This window comes from Acidovorax sp. SRB_14, assembly GCF_012932145.1.
Classification (GTDB): domain Bacteria; phylum Pseudomonadota; class Gammaproteobacteria; order Burkholderiales; family Burkholderiaceae_C; genus Simplicispira.
Genome location: NZ_MWOK01000001.1, coordinates 409,302 through 421,520, shown reverse-complemented (window position 1 = coordinate 421,520; position 12,219 = coordinate 409,302). Strand labels below are relative to the sequence as shown.

At 66.5% G+C, this 12,219-nt stretch carries 13 protein-coding genes; 4 read left to right on the top strand and 9 right to left on the bottom strand.

What is annotated here, in order from left to right:
* Positions 1 to 135: 135 nt before the first annotated feature.
* From sufC to B2J86_RS01920, 3 genes are all read right to left on the bottom strand, one after another.
* Positions 136 to 906, bottom strand: coding sequence for a Fe-S cluster assembly ATPase SufC (gene sufC, locus B2J86_RS01930; RefSeq protein ID WP_169167775.1), 771 nt, complete (start codon positions 904 to 906; stop codon positions 136 to 138).
* An 85-nt stretch (positions 907 to 991) separates the two neighbouring features.
* Positions 992 to 2,461, bottom strand: coding sequence for a Fe-S cluster assembly protein SufB (sufB, locus tag B2J86_RS01925; protein ID WP_169167776.1), 1,470 nt, complete (start codon positions 2,459 to 2,461; stop codon positions 992 to 994).
* Between the two features lie 163 nt (positions 2,462 to 2,624).
* Entirely contained in the window at positions 2,625 to 3,815 is a 1,191-nt protein-coding gene (locus B2J86_RS01920; RefSeq protein ID WP_169167777.1) for a GNAT family N-acetyltransferase, read from the bottom strand.
* A gap of 89 nt (positions 3,816 to 3,904) precedes the next feature.
* Between B2J86_RS01920 and B2J86_RS01915 the strand changes: the two genes are divergently transcribed.
* Positions 3,905 to 5,563 carry an NAD+ synthase gene (locus B2J86_RS01915; protein ID WP_169634443.1) on the top strand — a complete coding sequence of 553 codons (1,659 nt, stop codon included), beginning with the start codon at positions 3,905 to 3,907 and terminating at the stop codon, positions 5,561 to 5,563.
* Positions 5,564 to 5,622: 59 nt separating this feature from the next.
* A complete protein-coding gene (locus tag B2J86_RS01910; protein WP_173024586.1) occupies positions 5,623 to 5,961 on the top strand; it encodes a P-II family nitrogen regulator in 339 nt (112 codons plus the stop codon).
* Between the two features lie 37 nt (positions 5,962 to 5,998).
* Here B2J86_RS01910 and B2J86_RS01905 read toward each other — a convergent pair whose 3' ends face one another.
* Genes B2J86_RS01905 through B2J86_RS01880 form a run of 6 tightly spaced genes read right to left on the bottom strand, consistent with a single transcriptional unit; the run spans position 5,999 to position 9,475 of the window.
* Entirely contained in the window at positions 5,999 to 6,592 is a 594-nt protein-coding gene (locus tag B2J86_RS01905; protein WP_173024585.1) for a TIGR00730 family Rossman fold protein, read from the bottom strand.
* Complete coding sequence (locus tag B2J86_RS01900) at positions 6,585 to 6,995, bottom strand: diacylglycerol kinase (protein ID WP_169167781.1); 411 nt, start codon at positions 6,993 to 6,995, stop codon at positions 6,585 to 6,587. The genes B2J86_RS01905 and B2J86_RS01900 overlap by 8 nt, the downstream gene beginning before the upstream one ends.
* Positions 6,996 to 7,038: 43 nt before the next feature.
* Entirely contained in the window at positions 7,039 to 7,572 is a 534-nt protein-coding gene (locus B2J86_RS01895; protein WP_169167782.1) for an RDD family protein, read from the bottom strand.
* 18 nt (positions 7,573 to 7,590) lie between these two features.
* Positions 7,591 to 8,448 (bottom strand): DUF3106 domain-containing protein, encoded by an 858-nt coding sequence (locus B2J86_RS01890; protein WP_169167783.1) that lies wholly within the window; start codon positions 8,446 to 8,448, stop codon positions 7,591 to 7,593.
* A gap of 17 nt (positions 8,449 to 8,465) precedes the next feature.
* Positions 8,466 to 8,909: a DUF3619 family protein gene (locus B2J86_RS01885; RefSeq protein WP_169167784.1), complete on the bottom strand. Its 444-nt coding sequence runs from the start codon at positions 8,907 to 8,909 to the stop codon at positions 8,466 to 8,468.
* Positions 8,906 to 9,475, bottom strand: coding sequence for an RNA polymerase sigma factor (locus B2J86_RS01880; RefSeq protein WP_169167785.1), 570 nt, complete (start codon positions 9,473 to 9,475; stop codon positions 8,906 to 8,908). The genes B2J86_RS01885 and B2J86_RS01880 overlap by 4 nt, the downstream gene beginning before the upstream one ends.
* Positions 9,476 to 9,755: 280 nt before the next feature.
* Here B2J86_RS01880 and B2J86_RS01875 point away from each other — a divergent pair, with 280 nt between their 5' ends.
* Positions 9,756 to 11,534: an acetolactate synthase 3 catalytic subunit gene (locus B2J86_RS01875; RefSeq protein WP_169167786.1), complete on the top strand. Its 1,779-nt coding sequence runs from the start codon at positions 9,756 to 9,758 to the stop codon at positions 11,532 to 11,534.
* A 143-nt stretch (positions 11,535 to 11,677) separates the two neighbouring features.
* Positions 11,678 to 12,169: an acetolactate synthase small subunit gene (ilvN, locus tag B2J86_RS01870; protein WP_169167787.1), complete on the top strand. Its 492-nt coding sequence runs from the start codon at positions 11,678 to 11,680 to the stop codon at positions 12,167 to 12,169.
* The last annotated feature ends 50 nt before the right edge of the window (positions 12,170 to 12,219 follow it).

Here is a 12,219-nt window from a genome sequence, read left to right as displayed (position 1 = left end):
CGGGGCATCGCCCAGCCAGACCTCGGCGCCCGGCGGCGGCAGGTGGCGGAACGATTCGCTGCGCGCGGGGATCCAGCCGCGCACCGCGAGGCGGTCGCGCGCGGCGAGGGCTTCGGCTCTTGCGCTGTCCATGGCTCAGGCCTCCACGGGTTCGGCGGCGCGCGCGAAGCCGGTTTGGGCAATGCCGCGTGCCAGCGCCACACCGCCGGTCTCGGCAATGCAGCCCTGGTCGAGGCGCAGCACGGCGTCGGGCTGCAGCGACTCGATCAGCTGCAGGTAGTGCGACACCACCACGAAGGCCGTGCCCTGGGTGCGCAGCGTCTGAATGAGCTGCACAACAGCGCGCACGCCATCGACGTCCATGCCCGAATCGATCTCGTCGAGCAGTGCCAGGCGCGGCTGCAGCAGCGCGAGCTGCAGGAGTTCGTTGCGCTTGCGCTCGCCGCCCGAAAAGCCTTCGTTGACCGGGCGCGACAGCATCGCTTCGGGCAGGCCCAGCTGCCGGGCGGCGGCGCGCGCACTGCCCAGAAAATCAAACGCATCGAGCGGCGCCTCGCCCCGCGCCTCGCGCACGGCGTTGAGGGCACTGCGGATGAACAGGTTGTTCTTCACGCCCGGAATGTCGGGCGGCGCCTGGAAGGACACGAACAGGCCGGCGCGCGCGCGCTCCTGGGCGTTGAGCGCGAGCAGGTCCTGCCCGCCAAACCGCGCATGGCCGCCGGTGACGCGGTAGCTCGGGTGGCCTGCCAGCGCCAGGCCGAGCGTGCTCTTGCCGCTGCCGTTGGCGCCCATCAGCACCACCAGCGCGCCCGGGGGCACATCGAGCGATATGGACTTGAGCACGTTGCGCTCGCCCACATCGACGCGCAGGTCGCGCACGTGCAGCAAGGGGAGGGTCGATGTCATAGGACGGTCTTTCTTCAAATTTAATAGCTGCTAACGATTGCTGGGTAAGGCGTTGATGGCTTTTTCGTTTCAATCGTTCTGCGGCTCAGCCCACGGCGCCTTCAAGCGACACGGCGAGCAGGGCCTTGGCCTCGAGGGCGAATTCCATGGGCAGCTCTTCGAGCACCGCCTGGCAGAAGCCGCCAACGATCAGCGCCGTGGCCTCCTGCGGGTCCATGCCGCGCTGCTGGCAATAGAACAGACGCTCCTCGGAGATGCGCGTGGTGGTGGCCTCGTGCTCGACCACGGCGTCGTTGCGCGCGGTGTCGATGTACGGGTAGGTGTGTGCGCCGCAGTCGGGGCCGATCAGCAGCGAATCACACTGCGTGTGGTTTGCGGCGCCGGCGGCGGTGGGCGCCACGCGCACCAGGCCGCGGTAGCTGTTCTGCGCATGTCCGGCGCTGATGCCCTTGGAGACGATGCGGCTCTTGGTGTTGCGCCCCAGGTGGATCATCTTGGTGCCGGTGTCGGCCTGCTGGAAGTGGTTGGACACCGCGATCGAATAAAACTCGCCGCTCGACCCGTCGCCGCGCAGCACCACGCTGGGGTATTTCCAGGTGATGGCCGAGCCGGTCTCGATCTGCGTCCAGGCAATGTGCGCGCGCTCGCCGGCGCACAGCCCGCGCTTGGTGACAAAGTTGTAGATGCCGCCGCGCCCGTGCTCGTCGCCGGGGTACCAGTTCTGCACGGTCGAGTACTTGATGTGCGCGTCGGCGTGCGCCACCAGCTCGACCACGGCCGCATGCAGCTGGTGCTCGTCGCGCTGCGGCGCGGTGCAGCCTTCGAGGTAGCTCACATGGCTGCCTTCTTCGGCAATGATCAGCGTGCGCTCGAACTGCCCGGTGTTGCGGGCATTGATGCGGAAGTACGACGACAGCTCCATCGGGCAGCGCACGCCCCGGGGGATGTAGACAAACGAGCCGTCCGAAAACACGGCCGAGTTGAGCGCGGCATAGAAGTTGTCGCCCTGCGGCACCACCGTGCCCAGGTAGCGCTCGACCAGTGCGGGGTGGTGCTGCACCGCGTGCGAGAACGAGCAGAAGATGACGCCGACCTGGGCCAGCTGCTCACGGAACGTGGTGCCGACCGAGACCGAGTCGAACACCGCATCCACCGCCACGCCGGCCAGGCGCGCGCGCTCGTGCAGCGGCACGCCGAGTTTTTCGTAGGTTTCGAGCAGTTTGGGGTCGACGTCGGCCAGGCTTTGGGGGCCGCCCTGGTGCGACTTGGGCGCCGAGTAGTAGCTCAGCGCCTGGAAGTCCACCGGCTCCATCTGCAGCTTGGCCCAGGACGGCACCGGCATGGACAGCCAGCGCTCGAATGCCGCCAGGCGCCATTGCAGGAGGAAATCGGGCTCGCGCTTGCGCCGCGAGATCGCGCGGATGGTGCCTTCGTCGAGCCCGGGTGGCAGGGCGTCGGATGCGATATCGGTGACAAAGCCGTGCAGGTAGGGGCGCTCGAGCGCCTGGGTCAGCGGCGGCGCTTGCGCCGGCGTGGGCAGGGGGGTGCGGGGCATCGTGGTGGCTCGGTGGTTAATAGATTCATTAAATATGAATCTTTAAATTCCGGGCAAGCTTTCCTGGGTTGACCGTGCCATCGCCATGGATATCCGGGTGGGTTCGGAGCCGGCGCTGCAGAGCGGCCCAGCACGCTGGGAAATGCCCGGAAAAATGCCCGCTTCAAGGCTGGCGAAACGGGCTGCGCGCCTGCAGGTGCTCCAGGTACTGCGCCACGCCCGCGCCTTCGCGCTCCAGGAAGCGGTCCACCGCGTCGGCAAAAGCCGGGTGCGCGAGCCAGTGTGCGCTGTGCGCTTGCACGGGCAGCAGCGCACGCGCCATCTTGTGCTCGCCCTGCGCGCCGCCTTCAAATCGCTGCACGCCGTGGTCTATGCACCACTGCAGCGGCTGGTAGTAGCAGGCCTCGAAGTGCAGGCAGTCCACGCGCTCCAGCGCACCCCAGTAGCGGCCATAGGCGACCTGCTCTTGCGGTTTAAGGTCTTTTTGGCCTCCAACGCTTACTGAGTCTGCGTTGATAGCTATCAAACTGCTAGCGATGGGGCGGCCCGCGCGCTCGGCGATGCACAGCAGCCAGTGGCCGGCCATGTCGCGCTGCATGCGCGCGAAGAAATCGCGCGTGAGGTACGGCGGGTTGCCATGCTCAAGGTAGGTGCGCTCGTAGCAGCGGTAGAAAAAATCCCAGTCCGCTGCCGCGATGTCGGCGCCGCGCGACCAGCGGAACGTGACGCCGGCCTCGGCCACACGGCGGCGCTCCTGGCGGATCTTCTTGCGCTTGTCCTGTGCCAGCTGGGCCAGAAATTCGTCGAAGCTGCGGTAGCCGTGGTTGGTCCAGTGAAACTGCACCGTGTGGCGCGGCATCAGGCCGCCTGCCGTGCAGGCGGCCAGGTCGCCGTCGTCGGCGAACAGCACGTGCAGCGACGACAGGCGTTTTTCCTCGCACCAGCTGCGCACGGCCTCGAGCAGGGCCTGGTGCGTGGCGGCATCCCGCGCCATCAGGCGCGTGCCCGGCACCGGCGTGAACGGCACGGCCACCACGGCCTTGGGGTAGTAATTCAGGCCGTGCTGCTCGTAGGCATGGGCCCAGGCCCAGTCGAACACGTATTCGCCATACGAATGGCTTTTGGCGTACAGCGGGCAGGCGGCCACCAGCGCGCCGGCCTGCCACAAGGTGATGAAGCGCGGCGTCCAGCCGGTGCGCGGCGTGGCGCTGCCGCTCGCGTGCAGCGCGGCCAGGTACTCGTGGCGCATGAAGGGCGTGGCGTGCGGCTGCGCTGCCAGCAGGGCGTTCCAGGCGCCGGCGGCGATGTCCAGCGGAGAGTCGAACACGCGGGTGATAATCGCGTTTTCAGCCACGCACGCTCCTGTGGCCGCAGCCTGCCCCTCGGGCCGGCCCGGCGGGCCGATTGACGAACCTTGCGGCCACGGCGGCCGTTTTCCAATCCATGACGCTCTCCATTTGCACTGCGCAGCTCAATTTTGTCGTGGGCGACATGCCCGCCAACGCGCAAAAGATCATTGCCGCCGCGCGCGAGGCCCATGCGGCGGGCGCGCAGCTCCTGCTCACGCCAGAACTGGCCATCTGCGCCTATGCGGCCGAAGACCTGTTCCTGCGGCCGGCGTTTCTGGCGGCCTGCGATGATGCCGTGAAAACCGTGGCCCGCGAGACCGCGGGGTTGAACGGTCTGGCCATCGTGGTCGGCCACCCGCACAGCGGCGCGGCCGGCGCCGATGGTGTGACAGCCTGCTTCAACGCGGCCAGCGTGCTGCGCCACGGTGTGGTCGAGCACACCTATGCCAAGCGCCACTTGCCCAACTACGGCGTGTTCGACGAGCGCCGGCATTTCACACCGGGCACGCAGACCTGCGTGTTCGACGTGGCCGGCCTGCGCGTGGGCCTGCTGATTTGCGAGGACGCCTGGTTCCCGGGCCCCGCGCGTGCGGCGGCCGAGGCCGGCGCCCAGCTGCTGGCGGTCATCAATGCCTCGCCGTTCCACGCCGGCAAGGGTGCCGAGCGCGAGCAGACGCTGCGCGCGCGCGTGCTCGAAACCGGCCTGCCCGTGGTCTATGCCCACTTGGTCGGCGGCCAGGACGAGGTGGTCTTCGACGGCGGCTCGTTCGCCCTGAACGCCGACGGCAGCCTCGCCGGACGCGCGCCGGTTTTTGAGGAAAAACTGGTGTTTTCGCACGTCCAGCATACGCAATCAGCTATCAAAATAGAAGCTGACATCGCACCGCAGCCGACGCGCGAGGCCGAGCTGTGGGGCGCGCTGGTGCTGGCCGTGCGCGACTATGTCGGCAAGAACGGTTTTCCGGGCGTGCTGCTGGGCCTCTCGGGCGGCATGGATTCGGCGCTGGTGCTGGCCATCGCGGTCGATGCGCTGGGCGCCGACAAGGTGCGCGCGGTGATGATGCCTTCGCCGTACACGGCCGACATCAGCGGCATCGACGCGCACGACATGGCGCAGCGCCTGGGCGTGCGCTGCGACGAGATCGCGATTGCGCCGCAGTTCGAGGCGTTCAAGGCCGCGCTGGCGCCCGAATTTGCCGGCCACCCCGAAGACACGACCGAAGAGAACCTGCAGGCGCGCATCCGCGGCACGCTGCTGATGGCACTGTCGAACAAGTTCGGCGCGCTGGTGCTGACCACCGGCAACAAGAGCGAGCTGGCCACCGGCTACTGCACGCTGTACGGCGACATGGCGGGCGGTTTTGCCGTCATCAAGGACGTGCCCAAGACGGTGGTCTATGCGCTGGCGCGCTGGCGCAACCAGAACGATCCGCACGGCACGGGGATGAACCCTATTCCCGAGCGCATCATCACGCGCGCGCCCAGCGCCGAGCTGCGGCCCGACCAGACCGACCAGGACAGCCTGCCGCCGTACGAGGTGCTCGATGCGATCGTTGCGCGCTACATGGAGCGCGACGAGCCGATAGAGAGCATTGTGGCCGCCGGCTTTGCGCGTGCCGATGTCGAGCGCGTCACGCGGCTGATCCAGGTCAACGAATACAAGCGCCGCCAGGCGCCGCCGGGCCCGCGGGTGACGCACCGCGCCTTCGGCAAGGACTGGCGCTACCCGATCACCAACCGTTTTCGCGCCTGAGCGCCCCCGGTCGGCAGCCGCCGCCGCGCACCGCATTCCACGTTCCAGGAGTTTCCGCCATGAAAATGATCACCGCCGTCATCAAGCCCTTCAAGCTCGAAGAAGTCCGTGAGGCCCTCGCCGATTGCGGCGTCACGGGTCTCACGGTCACCGAGGTCAAGGGCTTCGGCCGCCAAAAGGGCCACACCGAGCTGTACCGCGGCGCCGAGTACGTGGTCGACTTCCTGCCCAAGGTGAAAATCGAGGTGGTGGTCAAGACCGCCGACCTGGACCGCTGCGTCGATGCCATCGTGAATGTGGCGCGCACCGGCAAGATCGGGGACGGCAAGATTTTTGTCACGCCCGTCGAGCGCGTGGTGCGCATCCGCACGGGCGACCTCGACGACACGGCGATCTGACGCCCCCGGCGAAGCCTGTGCCGCGGCCCAGGGCCGCTCAGATCACCGAGCGCAGCGGCAGGGTTGCCGTGTGGGTGCCCGCTGCCTGCACCAGCGCGCGCAGCAGCGCGTCTGTGTCGCTGCCGGACTCCATCAGGCCCATCTGCCACTCGCTCATGAAGCCGCTGGCCACGCTGGTGCGCAGGAAGCCCAGCATGCCGTCGTAGTAGCCGGCCACGTTGAGCAGCCCGATGGGCTTGTCGTGGTAGCCGAGCTGGCGCCAGGTCCAGACCTCGAACAATTCCTCGAACGTGCCGATGCCGCCCGGCAGCGCCAGAAAGGCGTCGCTGCGCTCGGCCATCAGCGCCTTGCGCTCGTGCATGGTCTGCACGATGTGCAGCTCGTCGCAGGCGTGGCGCGCATGCTCCTTGTCCACCAGCGCCTGCGGAATCACGCCCACCACGCGCCCACCGGCGGCCTGGGTGGCGTCGGCCACGATGCCCATCAGGCCGCTGCGGCCGCCGCCATAGACGAGCTGCCCGTCGCGCGCGCCGATCCAGGCGCCCACGGCGCGCGCGGCGTCGGCAAACAGCGGGTTCTCGCCGGGGCGCGAGCCGCAATACACACACACGGAAAAAGCCGGTTCAGCCATGGAAAAACCTCTGGTAAAGCGCTGCGGCCCAGATGCCGGCGCACAACAACAAGCTCAGCAAGACAGCCGCGCTGCCCATGTCCTTGGCGCGCTTGGACAACGCGTGCCACTGCGGCCCGATGCGGTCGATGGCGGCCTCGATGCCGGTGTTGAGCAGCTCCACCACCATCAGAAAAACGACCGAGCCCGCGAGAAGCGCCACCTCGACCCAGCTCTGGCCCAGCCACAGGGATGCGGGCAGCAGCACGGCCGCGGCGATGGCCTCCTGGCGAAACGCCGTTTCGCCCCAGCCCGCGCGCAGGCCTTGCAGGGAATAGCGCGTGGCATGCCACAGGCGGTGCAACCCTTTGCGGGATTTTTGCGCGTTGGCGGACTCTGTGGGAAGCGGGGGCGGTGATTGCATGGCCGCATTTTGACCCAGCGGTGGCGGTGGGTCGACGCTGCCGCTACCTTTTGGCGCTGTCGAAATGCACCAGGCGGGTGCCGGCCAGCGCGTCGTGCCAGAACTGCCGCTGCGGGTGAAAGCGGCTCAGCAGGGCCCAGACCGCCACCCAGCCCAGCACGACCACCGCAATTTCTGCCGCGGGCAGGGAAAACGGTGCCACCGCCACCAGCGGCGGCAAAAACCACAGCCAGCTGAGCACATAGCGCCCCAGGGCGCGCGGCTGGGTCAGTGGCCGGCCAGCCGCGTCGACCACGCGGATGTGCCAGGTCTTCATCGCCAGCGTCTGGCCCTTGGCCCAGAACCAGGTGAAGTAGATGCCAAACACCACGAACAAGAAGGCCTGCAGCGGATGGCGGTTGTCCATGGCGTTGCGTGTCTGGCTCAGCGTGCCAAACAGGTAGCCCGCAATGAAGACCACGCCGAACATCAGCATGCCCTCGTACAGCCAGCAGGCCATGCGGCGTGCCAGAGCGGGTGCTTGCAGGGAAGGGCCCGGGGGCGGGGCGGTCGTGGCAGCGGCGGGACGGACGGACATGCAGGGTGCGGTGGAAATTCAGTGGGAGTATTGGGATGCCGTGTCCGCGGACAGGGGTGCACCGGGCTCCGGGGTGCCTGCAGGCGCGAGGGGAGGGAGGGGCGCGGGCACGGCCTGGGGCACGGTGACGGGGGCGGTTTCCACGGCGGTGGGGGCATGGGATGGCGCTTTGCTCTCGCTATCCGATGGCGGGCGCGCCGGGACCGCATGCGTCGGTACCACGGCCGAGGCCGGAATCTTGGGCGGGTTGGCCCGGTTGTTGTGGCTGGCCGCGGCGGCAGGCACCTGGACGAGCTTGCGCGGCGACACCGGTCGCAGGGCTGTGGCGGCGCCCATGGTGCGCTGCGCCGCGGCCGCGGCGAGGCGGTTTTTTTCTTCCGTGCTCAGGGCCTGGTAGGCCTCCCATTGCGCGCGCTTGTTGTCCGGCGCGAGGGTGTTGGTGACGGCGTAGTTCAGGCGCGCCTGGTTGCGCTGCTGTGCGCTGAGGGTCGTCCACTCGGCCATGCGCTCGTGCAAGCGCTGTTGCTCGGGCTCCGGCAGCGAGGAGAAATTTTGCGCGAGCACCAGCCAGCGGCGCTTTTGCAGCTCGCTGAGCACCGCCCAGCGCTCGGCTAGCGGATACAGGGCCAATTTCTGGGGCGTGGTGAGCACCTCCCAGCCCGGCCCTGCACTCGGAGCGGCAGCGCCCACCGGACGCATGTCGCTGCTGCGCGCGGCGGACGGGGCCGCCAGTGCCTCCATGGGCACGGGGGTGCCGGGCACCATACGCACCATCTGCCATGCTTGCCAGGCTCCCACGGCCATCGCGCCCAGCAACGCCAACGCCAGCACGGTGGCTGGCGTGGGACGGAAAGCGTGGTTTTGCGGTGCGTGCATGCAGGCGTGGGACCGGGTCAATTGCTTTGCGTTCCGCCTGTTTTCAGAAATTGCACGAATCCGGGGTCGGCATAGGCCGCGGGCGGCAGGTCATCGGTCAGCAGGGCTGCGTCCACCGCGACCACTTCGGCCGTGCCGTACTCGTCTTGTGCAAAGTTGATGATCACCAAGCCTGCGAGCAGGGCCATGACCGGAACCGCAGAGAGCACCGAGCGCCACCATGAGCCTCCCTCGCTGCCCCAGCCCAGCGCGGCGCTGGCCCCCAAGGGAACTACGGCGGGTGCCGGCTGGTGCACCGGGGCCGGCTTCTTGCGCTTGGCCAGTGCCTGCATGCGCGCGGCCCGCAGGCGCTCGGAGACGTCGTAAGGCAACTCACCTGCGCCCTGGTCCAGGCGCGCGGTGACGCGGCGCGCAAAACGGTCGGCAGCCAACTCAGGGGGGGGCGGTGGTGAAGTTTTCATAGTTCTATTCCTTTTGCCTTCAGGGCTTTGCTGAGGGCCTGGACGGCGCGAAAGCAGTGGGTTTTGACACTCCCTTCAGAGCATCCCATGGCGGCTGCGGTTTCGGCCACGTCCATCTCTTCCCAATAACGCATCAAAAACGCCTCTCGTTGACGGGCCGGCAGACTTTGGATCTCTATTTCGATGTCCCGCAGCGTCTGGCCGCGCCGCGCCAGGTCTTCGGCGCTCTGCACGCGCTCGCCGCCGTCGGGGCCGGCCCAGGCTTCGAGCAGGTCGAAGTCGCCGCCCTCGTTGTCGGGCCCTTCGAAGTCGCTCATGTGCGAAAACAGCGCATTGTGGGTTTTTTGCCGGCGAAACCAGTCCAGCGTGCAGTTCGACAGAATGCGCTGGAACAGCATCGGCAGTTCGTTGACCGGCTTATCGCCATAGTGTTCGGCCAGCTTCATCATGCTGTCCTGCACGATGTCGAGTGCCGCCTCCTCGTTGCGAACGTGGTAGACCGAGCGTTTGAAGGCACGCTTTTCCACGCTTTTGAGGAAGTCGGAGAGTTCTTGTTCAGTGGCCAAGAGGTTTCAGGCGGGAGGAGGGCTTGCCGGCGTGCTGCGCGGGCGGTGGTTTGCACTAGGCGCTGGATTATGGCACCGGGACAGTTTTTTTCAGGCATGCGCGCATTCCCTATGTTGCGGTGCGATAATCGCGCTTGCAATTCAACAGGCAAACGGGTCACGGTCCGGCGCGTCAATCATCTCGCCCATGTCCTTGGCCTCAAGTTCCAAGCCGGCTTCACAAGAGCCCGTGCAAGGAGCACCCTAGGTTTTTCGTTAGAGAAAATCACAAAGGTTCATCATGGAAATCACCAAGGCCGAGCTCTCGCTTGCCGCCGCAGCACAACCTTCTTCCGACTCCCCAGAGCTCATGGGCTCGGAAATCCTCGTCAAGTCGTTGCAGGCCGAAGGCGTGCAATACATCTGGGGTTACCCCGGCGGGGCTGTTCTCTATATTTACGACGCCCTGTACAAGCAGGACACCATGCAGCATGTGCTGGTGCGCCACGAGCAGGCCGCAGTGCATGCCGCAGACGGCTATGCGCGCGCCACCGGCAACGTCGGCGTGGCCCTGGTCACGTCCGGCCCGGGTGTGACGAACGCTGTCACCGGCATCGCCACGGCCTACATGGACAGCATTCCGATGGTGATCATCACCGGCCAGGTGCCCACGGCCGCGATTGGCCTGGACGCGTTCCAGGAGTGCGACACCGTCGGCATCACCCGCCCCATCGTCAAGCACAACTTCCTGGTCAAGGACGCGCGCGATCTGGCCACGACGATGAAAAAGGCCTTCCACATCGCCCGCACCGGCCGTCCCGGCCCGGTGGTGGTCGATATTCCAAAGGATGTGTCGTTCAAGAAGGTGCCCTACCACGGGTATCCGCAGAGCGTCGAGATGCGCTCGTACAACCCGGTGCGCCGCGGCCACGGCGGGCAGATCCGCAAGGCCCTGCAGCTGCTGTTGACGGCCAAGCGCCCGTATATCTACACCGGTGGCGGCGTCTTGCTGGGCAATGCGACGAACGAGCTGCGCACCCTGGTGGACATGCTGGGCTACCCGGTCACCAACACGCTGATGGGCCTGGGGGCCTACCCGGCGAGCGACCGCAAGTTCCTGGGCATGCTGGGCATGCACGGCACGATCGAGGCCAACAATGCCATGCAGAACTGCGACGTGCTGCTGGCCGTGGGCGCGCGCTTTGACGACCGCGTGATCGGCAACACCAAGCATTTCGCGCAGAACGAGCGCAAGATCATCCACATCGACATCGACCCGTCGAGCATCTCCAAGCGCGTCAAGGTCGACATCCCGATCGTCGGCGACGTCAAGGACGTGCTGACCGAGCTGATCTCCATGGTCCGCGAAACCACCACGCGCGCGGACGCCGGCGCGCTGGCTGCCTGGTGGGACACCATCGAAGGCTGGCGCAAGCGCGACTGCCTCAAGTACGACATGGGCAGCCAAGACGTCATCAAGCCGCAGTACGTGGTCGAGACGCTCTGGAACATGACCAAGGACGCCGACACCTACATCACGTCCGACGTGGGCCAGCATCAGATGTGGGCCGCGCAGTACTACCGCTTCGACGAGCCGCGCCGCTGGATCAACTCGGGGGGCCTGGGCACCATGGGCGTGGGCATTCCCTATGCCATGGGCATCAAGCTGGCCAAGCCCGAATCCGAGGTGTTCTGCATCACCGGCGAAGGCTCGGTGCAAATGAACATCCAGGAGCTGTCCACCTGCCTGCAGTACAACACGCCGATCAAGATCTGCTCGCTCAACAACCGCTACCTGGGCATGGTGCGCCAGTGGCAGGAGATCGAGTACTCGGGCCGCTACAGCCACAGCTATATGGATGCGCTGCCCAACTTCGTGAAGCTCGCCGAGGCCTATGGCCATGTCGGCATGCTGATCGAACACCCCAAGGACGTCGAGCCTGCGCTGCGCGAAGCGCGCAAGCTCAAGGACCGCACGGTGTTCATGGATTTCCGCACCGACCCCACCGAGAACGTGTTCCCGATGGTGCAGGCCGGCAAAGGCATCACCGAAATGCTGCTGGGATCGGAAGATCTTTGAGCGAAATCGGGTCCTAACGCTTATCAGGTAAGCGCACGCAGCTATCTTTTTGATGGCTATCCATCTTTGACGAATCTATTGCCTGCCAAGCCCGCGCATTACCGTGCGCGGGGGAGGGCAGCGAAAAGAGGAATCTGCACGCCATGAAACACATCATTGCCGTTTTGCTCGAGAACGAGCCCGGCGCGCTCTCGCGCGTCGTGGGCCTGTTCTCTGCCCGGGGCTACAACATCGAATCGCTCACTGTGGCGCCGACCGAGGACCCCTCGCTGTCGCGCATGACCATCCAGACCACGGGCTCGGACGACGTGATCGAACAGATCACCAAGCACCTCAACCGCCTCATCGAGGTCGTGAAGGTGGTCGACCTCACCGAGGGCGCCTACACCGAGCGCGAGCTCATGATGGTCAAGGTGCGCGCCGTGGGCAAGGAGCGCGAGGAGATGAAGCGCATGGCCGACATCTTCCGCGGCCGCATCATCGACGTGACCGAGAAGAGCTACACCGTAGAGCTCACGGGCGACCAGTCGAAGAACGACGCGTTCCTGCAGGCCCTCGACCGCACGGCCATCCTTGAAACCGTCCGCACCGGTGCCAGCGGCATCGGTCGCGGCGAGCGCATCCTGCGCGTGTAAGACAATCCCCTGTTTTTCCTTCCCCAACAACGCATTTCAACCGGAGCGAC